Annotated in this window: 16 protein-coding genes; all 16 read right to left on the reverse strand. The window is 63.3% G+C overall.

Annotated elements, in window-relative coordinates:
* Window positions 1–105 precede the first annotated feature (105 nt).
* On the reverse strand, window positions 106–879 hold the full coding sequence (locus tag HU715_RS13700) for an SDR family oxidoreductase (RefSeq protein WP_186707446.1): 774 nt from the start codon (window positions 877–879) through the stop codon (window positions 106–108).
* The gene (locus HU715_RS13705; RefSeq protein ID WP_186707445.1) at window positions 876–2,087 is read right to left on the reverse strand and encodes an O-succinylhomoserine sulfhydrylase; all 1,212 of its coding nucleotides are present in this window, start codon (window positions 2,085–2,087) and stop codon (window positions 876–878) included. Before HU715_RS13705 ends, HU715_RS13700 begins: the two co-directional genes overlap by 4 nt.
* A 57-nt stretch (window positions 2,088–2,144) precedes the next feature.
* Window positions 2,145–3,650, reverse strand: a complete 1,506-nt coding sequence (purF, locus tag HU715_RS13710; RefSeq protein ID WP_186707444.1) for an amidophosphoribosyltransferase — start codon at window positions 3,648–3,650, stop codon at window positions 2,145–2,147.
* A 40-nt stretch (window positions 3,651–3,690) separates the two neighbouring features.
* Entirely contained in the window at window positions 3,691–4,251 is a 561-nt protein-coding gene (locus HU715_RS13715; protein ID WP_030142022.1) for a CvpA family protein, read from the reverse strand.
* 89 nt (window positions 4,252–4,340) lie between these two features.
* Window positions 4,341–5,012, reverse strand: a complete 672-nt coding sequence (locus HU715_RS13720) for an SPOR domain-containing protein (protein ID WP_186707443.1) — start codon at window positions 5,010–5,012, stop codon at window positions 4,341–4,343.
* Window positions 4,996–6,303, reverse strand: coding sequence for a bifunctional tetrahydrofolate synthase/dihydrofolate synthase (folC, locus tag HU715_RS13725; protein ID WP_186707442.1), 1,308 nt, complete (start codon window positions 6,301–6,303; stop codon window positions 4,996–4,998). The genes HU715_RS13720 and folC overlap by 17 nt, the downstream gene beginning before the upstream one ends.
* Window positions 6,300–7,220, reverse strand: a complete 921-nt coding sequence (gene accD / locus HU715_RS13730) for an acetyl-CoA carboxylase, carboxyltransferase subunit beta (RefSeq protein ID WP_003179765.1) — start codon at window positions 7,218–7,220, stop codon at window positions 6,300–6,302. The genes folC and accD overlap by 4 nt, the downstream gene beginning before the upstream one ends.
* 265 nt (window positions 7,221–7,485) lie before the next feature.
* Window positions 7,486–8,109: a phosphoribosylanthranilate isomerase gene (locus tag HU715_RS13735; RefSeq protein ID WP_186707441.1), complete on the reverse strand. Its 624-nt coding sequence runs from the start codon at window positions 8,107–8,109 to the stop codon at window positions 7,486–7,488.
* A 63-nt stretch (window positions 8,110–8,172) separates the two neighbouring features.
* Entirely contained in the window at window positions 8,173–8,997 is an 825-nt protein-coding gene (truA, locus tag HU715_RS13740) for a tRNA pseudouridine(38-40) synthase TruA (protein WP_003203852.1), read from the reverse strand.
* A gap of 307 nt (window positions 8,998–9,304) precedes the next feature.
* A complete protein-coding gene (locus tag HU715_RS13745; protein ID WP_186707440.1) occupies window positions 9,305–11,902 on the reverse strand; it encodes a FimV/HubP family polar landmark protein in 2,598 nt (865 codons plus the stop codon).
* Between the two features lie 209 nt (window positions 11,903–12,111).
* Entirely contained in the window at window positions 12,112–13,122 is a 1,011-nt protein-coding gene (locus HU715_RS13750) for an aspartate-semialdehyde dehydrogenase (protein ID WP_186707439.1), read from the reverse strand.
* 311 nt (window positions 13,123–13,433) lie between these two features.
* Window positions 13,434–14,546 (reverse strand): aspartate-semialdehyde dehydrogenase, encoded by a 1,113-nt coding sequence (asd, locus tag HU715_RS13755; RefSeq protein WP_053185893.1) that lies wholly within the window; start codon window positions 14,544–14,546, stop codon window positions 13,434–13,436.
* A 54-nt stretch (window positions 14,547–14,600) separates the two neighbouring features.
* Window positions 14,601–15,683 (reverse strand): 3-isopropylmalate dehydrogenase, encoded by a 1,083-nt coding sequence (gene leuB / locus HU715_RS13760; protein ID WP_186707438.1) that lies wholly within the window; start codon window positions 15,681–15,683, stop codon window positions 14,601–14,603.
* A gap of 66 nt (window positions 15,684–15,749) precedes the next feature.
* Window positions 15,750–16,514 carry a class I SAM-dependent methyltransferase gene (locus tag HU715_RS13765; protein ID WP_186707437.1) on the reverse strand — a complete coding sequence of 255 codons (765 nt, stop codon included), beginning with the start codon at window positions 16,512–16,514 and terminating at the stop codon, window positions 15,750–15,752.
* A 158-nt stretch (window positions 16,515–16,672) separates the two neighbouring features.
* The gene (gene leuD / locus HU715_RS13770; protein ID WP_003203864.1) at window positions 16,673–17,317 is read right to left on the reverse strand and encodes a 3-isopropylmalate dehydratase small subunit; all 645 of its coding nucleotides are present in this window, start codon (window positions 17,315–17,317) and stop codon (window positions 16,673–16,675) included.
* An 11-nt stretch (window positions 17,318–17,328) separates the two neighbouring features.
* Window positions 17,329–18,747, reverse strand: coding sequence for a 3-isopropylmalate dehydratase large subunit (leuC, locus tag HU715_RS13775; protein WP_186707436.1), 1,419 nt, complete (start codon window positions 18,745–18,747; stop codon window positions 17,329–17,331).
* Between the last annotated feature and the right edge of the window lie 15 nt (window positions 18,748–18,762).

Below are 18,762 nucleotides of genomic sequence, written 5' to 3' on the forward strand. Positions count from 1 at the left end.
TTTTTTCAAAAACAGTTTCAAGCGGCAAGCGCCAAGCTACAAGTAAAAGCACCGGACCCGCACCACGCTGCTTGCAGCTTAAAACTTGCCGCTTGCAGCTGCCCCTCACTCATAAATCATTTTCTTGGTCATGCCGCCGTCCACCACGAACTCCTGCCCCGTGACAAAACCGGCATTGCGCGACAACAGCCACGCCACCATCGCCGCTACGTCCTCTACCGTCCCTACCCTGCCCGCCGGATGCTGGGCGTGATCGGCGTCGGTCAGGGGTTGCGCGCGACGTTGGGACGGATCTCGCGCATCGATCCAGCCGGGGCTGACAGCGTTGACCCGGATCTCCGGCCCAAGGCTGATTGCCAGGGCATGAGTCAGGGCCAACAGGCCGCCCTTGCTCGCCGCATAGGCCTCGGTGTCGGGTTCCGATTGCGCAGCGCGGGTCGAGGCCAGGTTGACGATGGCGCCGTTATGGGCGCGCAGGTACGGTGCGCAGTGCTTGGCCAGCAGCATCGGCCCGCCCAGGTTCACCGCCAGGACCCGATTCCAATAAGCCAGGTCCAGGCTTTCGAGGGTGATGTTGTGCGGGTCGGCGATGGCCGCGTTGCACACCAGCGCGTCCAGCCGCCCGAACTGTCCAAGCACCTCGGCGATACCGGTGGCAACCTGCCCTTCATCCGCCACGTCCATGGCAATGAACCAGGCATTGTCACCCAGGCTCTTCGCCACCTTGGACCCGCGCTCGCGATCCAGATCGGTCAGCACCACCTGCCAGCCTTCACAAATAAGCCAGGCGGCAATGCCCAGGCCAATGCCCCGTGCGGCGCCCGTAACCAGTGCAACCCGGCCATGAGTGCCGCTCGGCGGCGTAGCCAGCTCGATCACAAGGCCGCCAACCCGCGAGCCAGGTCGACTTGCAGGTCCGCCACATCTTCCAGGCCGACCGCAACACGGATCAGGCTGTCACGAATACCCGCCGATTCACGTTCCTGGGGCGACAGGCGACCGTGGGACGTGGTGCTCGGGTGGGTAATCGTGGTCTTGCTGTCGCCCAGGTTGGCGGTGATGGAGATCAACCGGGTCGCGTCGATGAAGCGCCAGGCGCCCTCCTTGCCGCCCTTGACCTCGAAGCTCACCACCGCGCCGAAACCGCGTTGCTGACGCAGGGCCAGGTCATGTTGCGGATGGCTCTTGAGGCCGGCGTAGTGCACTTTCTCGATGCCGTCCTGCTGCTCCAGCCACTCGGCCAGGGCCTGGGCGTTGGCGCAATGGGCTTTCATGCGCAGGCCGAGGGTTTCCAGGCCCTTGAGGAAGATCCAGGCGTTGAACGGGCTGAGGGTCGGCCCAGCGGTGCGCAAGAAGCCCACCACCTCTTTCATCTGCTCGCCACGGCCGGCCACCACGCCGCCCATGCAGCGACCCTGGCCATCGATGAACTTGGTTGCCGAATGCACCACCACGTCCGCGCCCAGCTTCAGCGGCTGCTGCAGCGCCGGGGTGCAGAAGCAGTTATCGACCACCAGCATGGCGCCCTTGGCGTGGGCGATTTCCGCCAGTGCGGCGATGTCCACCAGTTCGGCCAGGGGGTTGGAAGGCGACTCGACGAAAAGCAGCTTGGTATTGGCCTTGATGGCAGCATCCCAAGCGGACAGATCCGCCAGGGGCACGTAGTCGACTTCCACACCGAAACGCTTGAAGTACTTTTCGAACAGGCTGATGGTCGAACCGAAGACGCTGCGCGATACCAGCACATGATCGCCGGCACTGCACAGGCTCATCACCACGGCCATGATCGCGGCCATGCCGGTGGCGGTCGCCACGGCTTGCTCGGCTCCTTCCAGGGCGGCGATGCGCTCCTCGAACGCCCGCACGGTCGGATTGGTGTAGCGCGAGTAGACGTTGCCCGGCACCTCGCCGGCAAACCGCGCCGCGGCGTCGGCGGCGGTGCGGAACACGTAGCTGGAGGTGAAGAACATCGGATCGCCATGTTCGGCTTCCGGTGTACGGTGCTGACCCGCGCGAACCGCCAGGGTATCGAACGCTACGCCTTCAAGGTCGCTGTCCAGCCGACCGGCATCCCAATCCTGACTCATGCTGCCACTCCTGTAATCGGTTAAACGCAAACCGGCCCCTCGGGGCCGGTTGGTGACTCAGTTGTTGTACAGATCGATGATCGCACTGACCGCCTGGGTCTTGGCCTTGGACGCATCGTTACGCGCGTTCTCGATCCTGTTCAGGTAGACCTCGTCGATGTCGCCGGTGACGTACTTGCCGTCGAATACCGCGCAATCGAACTGCTCGATCTTGATCTTGCCGCCGCCCACTGCTTCGATCAGGTCCGGCAGGTCCTGGTAGATCAGCCAGTCGGCACCGATCAGGTCGGCCACGTCCTGGGTCGTGCGGTTATGCGCGATCAGCTCGTGGGCACTCGGCATGTCGATGCCGTAGACGTTCGGGTAGCGCACGGCCGGGGCCGCGGAGCAGAAATATACGTTCTTGGCGCCGGCTTCACGGGCCATCTGGATGATCTGCTTGCAGGTGGTGCCACGGACGATGGAGTCATCCACCAGCATCACGTTCTTGCCGCGGAATTCCAGTTCGATGGCGTTGAGCTTCTGGCGTACGGATTTTTTCCGTGCGGCCTGGCCCGGCATGATGAAGGTCCGGCCGATATAGCGGTTCTTCACGAAGCCTTCGCGGAACTTGACGCCCAGGTGGTTCGCCAGTTCCAGGGCCGCGGTGCGGCTGGTGTCCGGGATCGGGATGACCACGTCGATGTCGTGTTCCGGACGCTCGCGCAGGATCTTGTCGGCCAGCTTCTCGCCCATGCGCAGGCGCGCCTTGTAGACCGAGATGCCGTCGATGATCGAGTCCGGACGCGCCAGGTAGACGTGCTCGAAGATGCACGGGGTCAGGGACGGGTTGGTCGCGCACTGACGGGTGTGCAGCTTGCCATCTTCAGTGATGTAGACCGCTTCGCCCGGGGCCAGGTCGCGGATCAGGGTGAAACCCAGCACGTCCAGGGACACGCTTTCCGAGGCGATCATGTACTCGACGCCTTCATCGGTGTGACGCTGGCCGAACACGATCGGACGGATGCCGTGGGGATCGCGGAAACCGACGATGCCGTAGCCGGTGATCATCGCCACGACTGCGTAGCCGCCCACGCAACGGTTGTGCACGTCGGTCACGGCGGCGAACACGTCTTCTTCGGTCGGCTGCAGCTTGCCGCGCTGGGCCAGCTCATGGGCGAACACATTGAGCATCACTTCCGAGTCGGAACTGGTGTTGACGTGGCGCAAGTCAGACTCGTAGATCTCCTTGGCCAGCTGCTCGACGTTGGTCAGGTTGCCGTTGTGCGCCAGGGTGATGCCGTAAGGCGAGTTGACGTAAAACGGCTGGGCTTCAGCCGACGTCGAGCTGCCCGCGGTCGGATAGCGCACGTGGCCGATACCCATGTGGCCGACCAGGCGCTGCATGTGACGCTGGTGGAACACGTCACGCACCAGGCCGTTGTCCTTGCGCAGGAATAACCGGCCGTCATGGCTGGTCACGATACCGGCAGCGTCCTGGCCGCGGTGCTGGAGCACGGTTAGCGCGTCATACAGCGCCTGATTGACGTTCGACTTACCGACGATACCGACGATGCCACACATGCGACGCAACCCCTACTTAATGGATCTGAACTGAACACACTTACTGCGGCGTTTTGGCCGTCGGCAAGAGGTGTTCCTTGAACGGTATTTCAGCGGGTACGCTGATACCGCTGGCAAGCCACTGACTGCTCCAACCCAGGATCAGGTTTTTGGACCAGTCTGCGACCAATAGAAATTGTGGCACGAGCCGGGACTCCTGCCACCACGTATCCTGCTGTACCGGCCCCAGGCTCAAGAGCCCGACGGCCACAACCACCAGCAACGCGCCACGCGCCGCGCCGAAGGCCATGCCCAGGAACCGGTCCGTCCCGGAAAGCCCGGTGACGCGAATCAGTTCGCCGATCAGATAATTGATCATTGCGCCCACCAGCAAGGTGGCGATAAACAAGATGGCACAGCCCGCGATCACGCGGGCCGAGGGAGTTTCGATGTATCCGGCGAGGTACTGGGACAGCGAACCACCAAACATCCAGGCGACGACTCCCGCGATGATCCAGGTCAGCAGCGAGAGGGCTTCCTTGACGAAGCCGCGGCTCAGACTGATCAATGCGGAGATGGCGACGATCGCAACGATCGCCCAGTCAACCCAGGTAAATGGCACGGTGCAGCCTACAGACGGATAAGGCGGCGCATTTTAGCAGAGCGCAGGGCTGTCGGTAAGCTACGTGATTCAAATCAGCTAAAACGCTGTCAGCCGCGCTCTGGCTGGAAGCGCACCACGAAACCCTTGAGGTTCTGCTGGCGGCTGAGCAGGTCACGCAGGCGGTCGGCCTCGGCGCGCTCGATCAGCGGACCGACGAACACCCGGTTCTTGCCATCGGCGGAACGGATATAGGCGTTGTAGCCCTGGCTGCGCAAGGTTTTCTGCAGGTTCTCGGCACTTTCGCGACTGGTCAGGCTGGCCAGTTGTACCGACCAACTGACCGACAGGCCATTGGCATCCACACGGCTCTGGGTCGTGTCCGGCTTGGCCGGAGCAGCGGTGATCGGCTGGCTCGGGGCCGGCTTGACCGCCGGCGTCGCCGGAACAGGCACGGGTGCGACAGACGGTTTGCTTGGCGCGGCGGGAGCCGGCGTGGCAGGCGCAGGTGCAATCGGCGTGGAAGGCACAACAGGTTGCTCAGCCAGTTCCTCGTCGCTTGGCACAGGCTCTTGAGGCAACGCCTGGGGCTCAGGCACGACCACGGGCTCGACCTGTACGGGCGGCATCGAAGGCGCCTGGGGGGCGGCTGGCGCGTCGACCGTGACCTGGCGCTGCTCGTCCTGACGGGAAAACAGCATCGGCAGGAAAATCACCGCCAGGGCCACCAACACCAGGGCCCCGACCATGCGCTGCTTGTACGCCTTATCCAGCAATGCCATCTGCAGCTTCCTCCGTGGAGCGCCGGGCCAACCATTGAAGGGCCTCGGCAACACAAAAAAATGATCCGAACAGCAGGATTTCATCATCGGCCGTCGCCAGGGCACACTGCCCTTCCAGGGCGGCGGCCACGCTGGAGTAGGCTTGCACTGAAGCGCCATGACGCTGCAAAGCGCCGTGCAACTCAGCGGCCGTACGCGTGCGCGGCGAATCCAGCGGCGTCACCGCCCAGTGCTGGACACTAGCATTCAACGCCTCGACAACGCCATCCAGATCCTTGTCGGACAGCAGTCCGAACACCGCCAGGCGCCGCCCTGCCACGGGCCGTCGCGCCAGGCGCTCGGCCAGGTACTGCGCCGCATGGGGGTTATGGCCGACGTCCAGCAACAGGTTCAGGCGCTTGCCTTGCCAATCGAACTGACGGCGATCAAGGCGCCCGACCACACGGGTCGCCTGCAACGCCTGGACAATTTGCCCGGCTTCCCAGGGCAAGCCGAGCAACAGGTAGGCCTGGAGCGCCAGCGCGGCGTTTTCCATCGGCAGGTCCAGCAGTGGCAGATCGCGTAACTCCACCGGATTGCCGCGCGGGTCAGTGCCGCGCCACTGCCAATGCTGTTCGGTCATCGCCAGGTCGAAATCCCGCCCACGCAGAAAGAACGGGCAACTGAGCTCGCGGACCTTGTCCAGCAATGGCTGGGGAGGATTGAGATCGCCACAGAGTGCAGGCGCTCCCTGGCGAAAGATGCCGGCCTTCTCGAAGGCCACGGATTCGCGGGTATCGCCCAGGTAATCGGCATGGTCCACGCCAATGCTGGTGACCAGTGCGATATCGGCGTCCACCAGGTTGACCGTGTCCAGGCGCCCGCCCAGGCCGACTTCCAGCACCACGGCATCGAGACCGGCACGGGCAAACAACCAGAACGCCGCCAGGGTGCCCATCTCGAAATAGGTCAGGGTTGTATCGCCTCGCCCGGCTTCCACCGCGGCAAAGGCTTCGCACAGCTGGGCGTCCGTGGCTTCGACGCCGTTCACCTGCACCCGCTCGTTGTAGCGCAGCAGATGTGGCGAGCTGTAGACACCGACGCTCAGCCCCTGGGCCCGCAGCAGCGAGGCCACGAAGGCGCAGGTCGAACCTTTGCCATTGGTGCCGGTGACGGTGATCACCCGGGGTGCCGGCCTGGCCAGTCCCATGCGGGACGCTACCGTTCGCGAGCGCTCCAGCCCCATGTCGATGGCTGTTGGATGCAACTGCTCGAGGTAGGCAAGCCAGTCGCCCAAGGTGCGTTGGGTCATAGCCCGGCAGGCACTGGCGGAACGACGATCGGCTCGATCGGCGCGGCGACGAACTTCGGCGTCGGCAGCCCCATCAGTTGCGCCAGCAAGTTGCCCAGGCGCGGACGCAGCTCCTGACGATGGATGATCATGTCAATGGCGCCGTGCTCCAACAGGAATTCACTGCGCTGGAAGCCTTCCGGCAGTTTTTCACGCACGGTCTGCTCGATCACACGCGGCCCGGCAAAACCGATCAGGGCTTTCGGCTCGCCGACGATCACGTCGCCCAGCATCGCCAGACTGGCGGAAACACCACCGTAGACGGGGTCGGTCAGCACCGAAATGAACGGAATGCCTTCTTCACGCAGACGCGCCAGCACCGCGGAGGTCTTGGCCATTTGCATCAGGGAGATCAGTGCTTCCTGCATCCGCGCACCGCCGGAAGCGGCGAAGCAGATCATCGGGCAACGGTTTTCCAGGGCATGGTTGGCGGCGCGAACGAAACGCTCGCCGACGATGGCGCCCATGGAACCGCCCATGAAGGAGAACTCGAAAGCCGAGACCACCACCGGCATGCCCAGCAAGGTGCCACTCATGGACACCAGGGCGTCTTTTTCACCGGTCTGCTTCTGGGCAGCGGTCAGGCGATCCTTGTACTTCTTGCCGTCACGGAATTTCAGGCGATCCACCGGCTCCAGGTCGGCGCCCAGCTCCACGCGGCCTTCCGCGTCCAGGAAGATATCGATACGGGCACGCGCGCCGATGCGCATGTGGTGGTTGCACTTGGGGCAAACGTCCAGGGTCTTTTCCAGCTCGGGACGGTACAGCACCGCCTCGCAGGATGGACATTTATGCCACAGACCTTCAGGCACCGAGCTTTTCTTCACCTCGGAACGCATGATCGAAGGGATCAGTTTGTCTACCAACCAGTTGCTCATGCTTTCTTTCTCCAGTACCGGCGGCCCGAACGCTCTGGTTCGCGGCCCCGCGTATGCCCTTGAGCTAAATTCATTGTGCGGCGAGGGTCGAACGGCCACCACGGTCAGCGCGAAACATGACCTGCGTGCAGCCCAACCTCCTCTGCCATCCCGGCAACCGCTGCGCCGCGGTTGCCCCTACGCTATCGGCCCACCCGAAGGCGGTGCCTGCCTGCTTTGTACAGTGCAGGTATGGACGGCGGCAGTCTGCCAGCCGTCACATTGACTACTGGCTGTTGCGAACAGCAGCCAGGAATGCACGAATCTTTGCCGGATCCTTGATGCCCTTGCCCTGCTCCACCCCGCCACTCACATCCACCGCATACGGACGAACCTGGCGAATGGCCGAGGCGACGTTTTCCGCCGTCAAGCCACCGGCCAGGATGATCGGCTTGCTCAGCCCTTGTGGCACCAGCGACCAATCAAAGGCTTCGCCGGTACCGCCGGGCACGCCTTCCACATAGGTGTCCAGCAAGATGCCGCTGGCACTGGCAAAGGCTTCGCAAGCGGCGGCGATGTCGTCACCGGCCTTGACCCGCAACGCCTTGATGTACGGACGATGCCAGCCTTCGCAATCGGCCGGGGTTTCATCGCCATGGAACTGCAACAGGCCCAGCGGCACCGCATCGAGGATCTCACCCAGCTCGCAACGACTGGCATTGACGAACAACCCTACCGGGGTCACGAACGGTGGCAGGGCCTGGATGATCGCCCGCGCCTGCTGCACCGTCACCGCCCGCGGGCTCTTGGCGTAGAACACCAGCCCGATGGCATCAGCCCCGGCCTCGACCGCCGCCAACGCGTCCTCGACGCGAGTGATCCCGCAAATCTTGCTGCGAACGACCGGCATGGTGGCTAAAACCTCGGGCAAATCCTTGAAAGTCCCGGATGGTAACAAATGCTGCGGAGGGCGTCAGCCGTCAAGTTCCGAGAAGCCCGTGAGGAAATGTGGCCCGATGTAACGCTCTGGCAGTTCGAATTCATCGCGATATTCGACCTGCACCAGATACAAGCCAAACGGGTGCGCCGTGACACCACCGGAACGGCGAATGCGACTGTCGAGCACTTCCTTGATCCATTCCACCGGCCGCTCGCCGGCACCAATGGTCATAAGCACGCCGGCAATGTTGCGCACCATGTGATGCAAGAAGGCACTGGCGCGGATGTCGAGCACGATCATCTTGCCGTGACGGGTCACCCGCAGGTGATGCAACTCCTTGATCGGCGACTTGGCCTGGCACTGGCCGGCACGGAAGGCGCTGAAGTCGTGGACGCCGACCAGGTATTGCGCGGCCTCGGCCATGCGCTCGACATCCAGTGGCCGGTGGTTCCAAGTGATCTCTTCGTTCAGGTGCGCCGGGCGGATCTGGTCGTTGTAGATCACGTAGCGGTAACGCCGGGCGATGGCCTTGAAGCGCGCGTGAAAATGCGCCGGCATCACCTTGGCCCAACTGACGCTGACGTCGTGGGGCAAGTTGATGTTCGCGCCCATGACCCAGGCCTTCATCGAGCGCTCGACCTGGGTGTCGAAATGCACCACCTGGCCACAGGCATGCACACCGGCATCGGTACGGCCAGCGCAATGCAGCGACACGGGTGAATCGGCGACTTTGGACAGTGCGTTTTCGAGGGTTTCCTGCACCGTCAATACACCAGACGCCTGGCGCTGCCAGCCACGGTAGCGCGAGCCTTTGTATTCAACGCCCAGGGCGATCCGGAAAAAGCCGTCGGCCGCCATTTCGGCGGCCGGGTTGTCTATGTTTGCCAAGGAATTACAGCCTGCTGAGGTACGCAAAGGCGGGCATTATAAGGCCGGCTGGGCGGGATGCCAGTGCAATAGATGGCCCTGTGGTGAATGGACTGACGCCATCGTCGGATCGCCGCCCGGAGCAAGCTCGCACCCACAAGGATTTGTTAACGCCGCAAACCAATGTGGGAGCGGGCTTGCTCGCGAAGACGGCGGTACAGTCAACATTGATGTCGCCTGACACATTGCCTTCGCGAGCAAGCCCGCTCCCACACCTATCGGCTTAAACCCGACAATCTCACGCGAGGCGCGACAACATCTCCTGCGCTTCGCTCTTCTGGGTGGCGTCGCCTTCGCTGAGGACTTCGCCGAGGATGTCGCGGGCGCCGTCGTTGTCGCCCATGTCGATGTAGGCCTGGGCCAGATCGAGCTTGGTCGCCACCTCATCGGTGCCGCTGAGGAAGTCGAAGTCCGGTTCGTCTTCAGCACCAACCAGGGCATCTTCGGCGGTGAATGTCGGCTGGCCCAGGCTGTCGGACAGGCGATCCAGCTCGGCGTTGACATCGTCCAGCTCGGACTCGAAGGCATCCTTGGGCGCATCGTGCGCATCCATTTCGTCCGACAGGGACAGATCGAAATCCGCCGGCAGCTCAAGATCGTCGGCTGGCGCATCGGCCAAGGCTGGCGTTTCAGTCGCAGGCGCATCCAGGCCCTTGAGGTCGTCGTCCAGGTCCAGCAGGAAGTCTTCATCCTCGAGCGCAGGGATCGGGGTCGGCGCATCGGCGCCCAGGTCCAAGTCGAATTCCGACAAGTCGTCCAGGCTTTCGTTGGCCTCGGTCTGCTGCTTGAGCACCGATTCAAAGCTCAGGTCGTCGTCTTCCGGGAACGCGTCCAGTTCGGCGACAGGCTCCGGTGCCGGCGCGGCCGGGGCCGCCTCCAGGTCATCCAGGCTCAGGTCGAAGGCGCTGTCCAGCTCCTCATCGGTCGGCGATTTGTCTTCCAGCAAGTCCTTGACGTACTGCGCGTCCAGTTCTGCCGCAACGGCCGCAGCAGCCAGGCCAGCGGTGGTGGCGACCACCATGGCCGGGAAACGGCTTTTCAGCTGTTCGACCTGGGCAAAGTTGTCGCCATTGGCCACCAATTGGCGCTCCTGGGCGACAAAGGCGTCGCGGTCGCCCTGCTGACCGTAGACTTCCATCAACTTCAGGCGCAGGTCGCTGCGCTGGGGCTCGGCCTTGATGCCCTGTTCGAGCAGGTCGGCGGCCTGGTTCAAGCGGCCGCGGTCGATATGGGACTGGGCCTGGGGCAGCACGTCGTCGGAGCGCTCGGCGGCCGGCGCCACCAATGGCGCGGCGATAGGCGGCGTGACCACCACAGGCGCGATCACCGGGGCCGGCTTGGGCACTGGCGCAGGGGCCGGCTCGGGTTTTGGCTCGAGTTTTACGCTAGGCGGTGGAACATCAATGCCCTCGAAGCTGCTCGGGGGCAGATCGAGCTCCGGGGAGAAGTCAGCCTCCTCCTCAAGGGCTCGGGCCATGCGCAAGTGTTTTTCCGCTTCCTGTTGGGCCTTGCGGCGACGGGCAAGCAGCAACAGCAGCAACAGCAGGAGCAGCGCGCCACCGCCAATCAAACCCAACAGGATCGGATTGGTCAGGAGGTCGTTGTATTTTTGCTCGTTGGACGCGGCAGGCGTCGGCTCGACCGCTGTGGCAGGCGGGGTCGCTTCCGGGGCCGGCGTGGGTGCAGCCGCAGGGGCCTGTGGCGCTGGCGCAGGGGTCAACTCGGCGGACATCGCCGGGGGCACCTCGCCAACGGGTGCCTCGCCAGCCGGAGGAATGGCGGCGCCTTCGGCCTGCATCTTCGCCAGTTGATTGTTCTTCAGCTCGATCAGGCGCTGCAGCTTGTCCAGTTGGCTCTGCAGATCCGCCATGCGGCTTTTCAGTTCTTCGTTATCCCGGCGCGCCGAATCGAGGCTTTCCTGGGTAACCGCCAGCTTGTTGGAAAGCGCCTGCGCATCGCCGGCAGCACCCTTGCCGCCCGCCTTCGCCGCATCGGCCGACACCAGGCTCAAGTTGTCGCGACCGGCCGCCTGGGCCGGCGCGCCTTCACCGCGGCCACGCTTGGTGGCGTCCAACTGCTGCTTGCCGGCACCCGCCACGCCACGCCGTCCCGAGCGCCAGGCGGCGTTCTGCGCCGCCACTTCGGCGATGGCCTGGGGTTGCGGCAACGCTGTGCTTTGTACCGGGTCAGGCAGGCGCAACACCTGGCCGGTCTTGAGCAGGTTGATGTTGCCATTGATGAACGCGTTCGGGTTCAACGCCTGGATCGCCAGCATGGTTTGCTGGACCGATCCACCGTTGCGCACCTTCGCGGCGATTTCCCACAGGGTATCGCGCGGCGTGGTGGTGTACTGGAAAGGCTTGGTGGCCCCGGTGACCGGCGTGGACACGACCTGGGGCGGTTTCGCCCGGGCGGCATCGGCGGCCTGTGGCGAGAATTTGGATGGGTCGAGCAGTACGCTGTAGTCGCGCAACAGGCGGCCGTTGGGCCACATCACTTGCACCAGGAACTTGACCATCGGTTCGGACAACGGCCGGCTGGACGTGACCCGCAGGACACTCTTGCCGTTGGCGTTGATCACCGGGGTGAAGCTCAGGTCGCTGAGAAAGGCTTGGCGATCAATGCCCGCCTTGGCGAATTCTTCGGGTGGAGCCAGGCTCGGCACCACTTCGGCGGCAGTCAGTTGCTGGACATCGAGCAGTTCGATTTCGGCGACCAGGGGCTGGTTCGGCGGCGACTTGAGGGTCAATTCCCCGAGCCCGAGCGCTTGCGCCATACCGGAGGACAGCGCCGAGGCGGCCGCTATTGCTAACACCAGTTTGCGAACTTGAACCATAGCCTCTTCCTTTGTTTGAACATTCCTCGGCCAGCGAGAAGGTATTGATGCCGCTGCCGTAAGGCATTGCGCGCAGCCCCGAAGCGACGGTGCGCGCGATCATTTCACTCATGCCCCGGGAAGTCCCCCAGAGGGATGTTCGCCTTCAGCATTCCGACCAAGCATAGCGCCCAGCTAGAATCATTCGACAAATTGACGCCAAGTATCTTTTACAGCAACTCTTTTATCAACAACTCAGCCACCTGCACGGCATTGAGCGCCGCGCCCTTGCGCACGTTATCTGACGTCAGCCACATATTTAGTTCAGCCGGATCGTCGATCCCACCGCGTACCCGACCAACGTAGACCACATCCTGCCCCACTGCATCACCCACCGCGGTCGGGTAATCGCCCGCCTCCACCAACTCGATACCGGGCGCCGCTTCCAAGGCCGCGTTCACCTTGGCCAGGTCGACGGCATTGGCAGACTGCACGGTCACGCTAAAGCTATCGCCAAAAAACACCGGGGCTTGAATGCAAGTGACGGAAATCTTTAACAAAGGTTGATTCAGCACCTGGCGCAACTCACGGACCAGGCGCTTTTCCAGCGACGTATGGCCCTGCTCGTCCGGCGCGCCGACCTGGGCCAACAGATTGAACGCCATTTGCCGGTCAAAGAACGTTGGCTCCAGCGGACGGGCGTTGAGCAGCTCGGCGGTCTGGCGCGCCAGCTCGCTCACGGCCACGCGGCCCTGGGCCGATACCGCGAGGCTGGCGGTCAGGCTGATGCGCTGCAGATCCAGGCATTCGCGCAGCGGCGCGAGCACCACCGCCAAGGCCGTGGCCGATGCGCTGGGGCTGCTGACCTGCAGCGGCTTGCCCAGGCCAGCCAGGACCTGGGCGTTGGCTTCCGGCACGATCTGCGGCGCCTGCTCGGGCGGCAACGCGCCGGACAAATCGATCAGTGCACAGCCGGCCGCCGTGGCTCGTGGGGCGAAACTCAGGGTCACCGCCGGGCCGGCGGCGAAGAACACCAGTTGGACTTTGCCGAAATCGAATTCGTCGACCTCGCGTACCCGCACGTTTTTATTGCGAAACATCACCGAGCTGCCTGCCGATTCGCTGCTGGCCAGCAGGTGCAGGCTGCCGACCGGGAAGTCCCGCTCTTCGAGAATCTGGACGAGGGTTTCGCCGACAGTACCGGTGGCGCCGATCACGGCAATATCAAAGGACTGGCTCATGGGTCTACCTCAGGTAAAACGTGGGGAGCGGCACTTTACCGGGTGGTGGGTAGGCAGGCAATTGGGCAGGGGGATTTGCGGTGCCTGGGTTGGCCCCATCGCGAGCAGGCTCGCTCCCACAAGTCTTGCGGCCACTAAAGATCCCCTGTGGGAGCGGGCTTGCTCGCGAATGCGGTGTGCCAACCAAGAACTAGTGACTGACACTCTGCTTTCGCGAGCAAGCCCGCTCCCACAATTGATCCCATGCATCCAGCTCCATAAAAAAACCCGCGCCTCTCACAAGGCACGGGTTCTTTCACAGCGACAATCGATCAACGCTCGAGCAGGATCCGCAGCATGCGGCGCAGCGGTTCGGCCGCGCCCCACAGCAGCTGGTCGCCGACGGTAAAGGCACCGACGAATTGCGAACCCATGTTCAGTTTGCGCAGACGGCCCACCGGTACATTCAGGGTGCCGGTGACCTTGGTCGGGCTCAGCTCCTGCATGCTGGTCTCGCGATTGTTCGGCACCAGCTTGACCCAAGGGTTGTGCTGGCTGATCAGGCCTTCGATGTCGGCGATCGGCACGTCTTTGTTCAGCTTGATGGTCAGCGCCTGGCTGTGGCAACGCATGGCGCCGATGCGCACGCAGATGCCGTCCACCGGGATCGGGCTCTTGAAGCGACCCAGGATCTTGTTGGTTTCGGCCTGGGCCTTCCATTCTTCACGGCTCTGACCGTTAGGCAGTTCCTTGTCGATCCAAGGAATCAGGCTGCCGGCCAGCGGCACGCCGAAGTTTTCGGTCGGGTAGGCATCGCTGCGCATCGCCTCGGCGACCTTGCGGTCGATGTCGAGGATGGCGCTGGCCGGGTTGGCCAGGTCATCGGCGACGGCGGCGTGGGTCGCGCCCATCTGCTTGATCAGCTCACGCATGTTCTGCGCACCGGCACCGGACGCCGCCTGGTAGGTCATGGCGCTCATCCACTCCACCAGACCGGCTTCGAACAGGCCACCCAGGCCCATCAGCATCAGGCTGACGGTGCAGTTGCCGCCGATGTAGTTCTTGGTGCCCGCGTCCAGCTGCTGGTCGATGACCTTGCGGTTCACCGGGTCGAGGATGATCACCGCGTCGTCCTGCATGCGCAAGCTGGAAGCGGCGTCGATCCAGTAACCCTGCCAGCCGGCTTCACGCAGCTTGGGGAATACTTCGCTGGTGTAGTCGCCGCCCTGGCAGGTCAGGATCACGTCGAGGGTCTTGAGCTCTTCGATGCTGTAGGCATCCTTGAGCACACCGGTGTCCTTGCCCACGGACGGGCCCTGGCCACCGACATTGGACGTGGTGAAAAACACCGGCTCAATGAGATCGAAATCCTGCTCTTCCAGCATTCGCTGCATGAGCACGGAACCGACCATGCCGCGCCAACCGATCAGACCTACACGTTTCATCGCAACTACACCTATACAAAAGTGGGCCACCGTCGAAGCGGTGGGCCCGAAAGATTACAGATTCCGCAACGCCGCGACTACTGCATCGCCCATTTGCTGCGTACCGACTTTGGTACAACCTTGCGACCAGATATCACCGGTGCGCAAGCCTTGGTCCAAGACCACGCTGACGGCTTTTTCGATCGCGTCGGCGGCATCGTTCAAGTTGAAGCTGTAGCGCAGCATCATCGACACCGACAGGATGGTCGCCAATGGGTTGGCAATACCTTGCCCGGCGATGTCCGGCGCTGAACCGTGGCACGGCTCGTACATGCCCTTGTTGTTGGCGTCCAGGGAGGCCGACGGCAGCATGCCGATGGAACCGGTGAGCATCGACGCTTCGTCGGACAGGATGTCGCCGAACATGTTGTCGGTGACGATCACGTCGAACTGCTTCGGCGCACGCACCAGTTGCATGGCGGCGTTGTCGACGTACATGTGGCTCAGCTCGATGTCCGGGTAATCCTGGGCCACCTGCTCGACCACTTCACGCCACAGTTGGCTGGAAGCCAGCACGTTGGCCTTGTCCACCGAGCACAGTTTCTTGCCACGCACGCGGGCCATGTCGAAGCCGACCCGGGCGATACGGCGAATTTCGCTTTCGCTGTACGGCAGGGTGTCGTAGGCCTGGCGCTCGCCGTTTTCCAGCTCACGGGTGCCACGCGGGGCGCCGAAGTAGATACCGCCGGTCAGCTCACGGACGATGAGGATGTCCAGGCCCGAGACGATTCCCGGCTTCAGGCTCGAGGCATCGGCCAGTTGCGGGTAAAGGATCGCCGGGCGCAGGTTGCCGAACAGGCCCAGTTGCGCGCGAATCTTCAACAGGCCGCGCTCAGGGCGGATGTCGCGTTCGATCTTGTCCCATTTCGGGCCGCCCACGGCACCCAGCAGCACGGCATCGGCGGCACGGGCACGATCCAGGGTTTCATCGGCCAGGGGCACGCCGTGCTTGTCGATGGCGGCGCCGCCGATCACGTCGTGGCTGAGTTCGAAGCCCAGGCCGTACTTGTCGTTCGCCAGTTCCAGGACCTTGACCGCCTCGGCCATGATTTCCGGACCAATGCCATCACCTGGGAGAATCAGAATCTGCTTGCTCATGCTTTCCTCATTTGCTCTGTCGACACGGGCCCGGGCTTCGTACCCAAGGCCGGGCCGGGAAAAATGCTATCGCTCAGCCCACAGCACCAGTACATCTGTACTGAACGAACCATCGGCCTCAATCTCAAAATATTCACGCACTTCGTCGCCCATCGAACGCTGCAGCTGGAGAATCGCCGCACGCATCACCTCGGGCGTGCGCATGCGCTCGACCCAGGAGCGGTACTCCAGGCGCAGGCGCTGGCGCGAGGTGCTGCGGGTGTGCAGCCCCGCGTCACTGACCTGGCGCAACCATTCGTCGGCCGAATAATCGCGCACATGGCTGGTGTCGCGCAGCACTTCGATGCTTTGCAGGTACGTGTCCAACAACGGCATGCCCGGCGACAGGATGTCGATGAACGCCATCACCCCGCCCGGCTTGAGCACCCGCCGTACTTCCCGCAGCGCCAGGCCGAGGTCGCTCCAATGATGCGCCGAATAACGGCTGAACACGAAGTCGAACTCAGCGTCGGCGAACGGCAGGCGTTCGGCGGCGCCACGAACCGTGCTGATATTGCCCAAGCCACGCTCGGCAGCCGCCGTGGCGACCACGTCAAGCATCTGCTGGGACAAATCATAAGCCACCACTTCACCAGCCAGTGGCGCCACATGGAAACTCACATGGCCAGCGCCGCACCCCAGGTCCAGCACACGGGCATCGCCACGCCCGGCCAACGCAGCCTGTAGCAGCGCGAATTCAGCACCCTGGGCGTGCACGGCACTGCTCAGGTAGGCCGAGGCCTGCTCACCGAATTGCTTTTGGACGACTTGGCTGTGGGCGGTGCTGGTCATGGGGACTTCCTTTTTGGGATGTAATCTTGTGGTGTCAGTACTGCCGTCTTCGCGAGCAAGCCCGCTCCCACAAGGGGTTTTGTGAACGCCGCAAATCCAGTGTGGGAGCGGGCTTGCTCGCGAAGGGGCCTGCACTGACGACATCAATCTCAGGTCAATCAGGCATCGCGAAACAACCAAGGCTGGCTCGCCCGGTGCTTGGCTTCGAACGCGGCAATCGCCTCGCCGTCCTGCAAGGTCAGGCCGATGTCATCCAGGCCGTTGAGCAGGCAATGCTTGCGGAACGCATCGATCTCGAAACCCAGCACCTTGCCGTCGGGACGGGTTACGGTCTGGGCGGCCAGGTCGATCTGCAGTTGATAGCCAGGGTTGGCCTCGACCTGCTGGAACAGTTCATCCACGTCAGCATCGCTGAGGATGATCGGCAGCAAGCCGTTCTTGAAGCTGTTGTTGAAGAAGATGTCGGCGTAGCTCGGCGCGATGATGCTGCGGAAACCGTATTCTTCCAGGGCCCATGGCGCGTGCTCGCGGCTCGAACCGCAGCCGAAGTTCTCCCGGGCCAGCAACACGCTGGCGCCCTGGTAGCGCTCGGCGTTGAGCACGAAATCCTTGTTCAGCGGCCGCTTGGAGTTGTCCTGGTACGGCTGGCCGACATCCAGGTAGCGCCATTCGTCGAACAGGTTCGGGCCGAAACCGGTGCGCTTGATGGACTTCAAGAACTGCTTGGGAATGATCTGGTCGGTGTCGACGTTGGCACGATCCAAAGGCGCGACAAGACCGGTGTGCTGGGTAAAAGCTTTCATGCTGCGCTCCTTCAGATCAATTCGCGGACGTCGACGAAACGGCCGTTGACGGCGGCCGCGGCGGCCATGGCCGGGCTCACCAGGTGCGTACGGCCACCGGCGCCTTGACGGCCTTCGAAGTTACGGTTGGAGGTGGAGGCGCAATGCTCGCCCGACTCCAGGCGATCGGGGTTCATCGCCAGGCACATCGAGCACCCTGGCTCACGCCACTCGAAACCGGCTTCGAGGAAAATCTTGTCCAGCCCTTCCGCTTCGGCCTGGGCTTTCACCAGGCCCGAGCCCGGCACCACGATGGCCTGCTTGATGGTCGAGGCCACTTTGCGGCCCTTGGCGATCACCGCTGCGGCGCGCAAGTCTTCAATCCGCGAGTTGGTGCAGGAACCGATGAACACGCGGTCGAGCTGAATGTCGGTGATCGCCTGGTTGGCGCTCAAGCCCATGTATTTCAAGGCGCGGACAATGGAATCGCGCTTGACCAGGTCCATTTCCTTGGCCGGATCCGGTACGTTCTGGTCCACGGCCAAGACCATTTCCGGGGACGTGCCCCAGCTCACTTGCGGCTTGATCTGCGTCGCGTCGAGCTCGACCACCGTGTCGAACTTGGCATCGGTATCGGAGACCAGGTCTTTCCAGGCCTCGACCGCCATGTCCCATTCCGCGCCTTTTGGCGAGAACGGGCGGCCCTTGACGTATTCCACGGTTTTTTCATCGGCGGCCACCAGGCCGACGCGGGCGCCAGCCTCGATGGACATGTTGCAGATGGTCATGCGGCCTTCGACGGACAAGTCGCGGATCGCGCTGCCAGCGAACTCGATGGCATGGCCGTTACCGCCGGCGGTGCCGATCTTGCCGATCACGGCCAGGACGATGTCCTTGGCGGTCACCCCGAACGGCAACTTGCCTTCGACGCGCACCAGCATGTTCTTCATTTTCTTGGCGACCAGGCACTGGGTGGCGAGCACATGCTCCACCTCGGAGGTGCCGATGCCATGGGCCAGGGCGCCGAAAGCACCGTGGGTCGAGGTGTGCGAGTCGCCGCAGACCACGGTCATGCCGGGCAAGGTCGCGCCCTGCTCCGGGCCGATGACGTGGACGATGCCCTGGCGCACATCGTTCATCTTGAATTCGACGATGCCGTATTCGTCACAGTTATCGTCGAGGGTCTGGACTTGCAGGCGCGAGACCTGGTCGGCAATCGCTTCGATGCCGCCCTTGCGCTCCGGCGTGGTCGGTACGTTGTGGTCCGGGGTCGCGATGTTGGCATCGATGCGCCACGGCTTGCGCCCGGCCAGGCGCAGGCCTTCGAAGGCCTGCGGCGACGTCACTTCGTGAATGATGTGACGGTCGATGTAGATCAGCGCCGAGCCATCGTCGCGCTGCTTGACCAAATGCGAATCCCAGAGCTTGTCGTAGAGCGTTTTGCCGGCCATCAGACGGTTTCCTCA

It is taken from the genome of Pseudomonas zanjanensis, from assembly GCF_014268745.2.
GTDB lineage: Bacteria > Pseudomonadota > Gammaproteobacteria > Pseudomonadales > Pseudomonadaceae > Aquipseudomonas > Aquipseudomonas zanjanensis.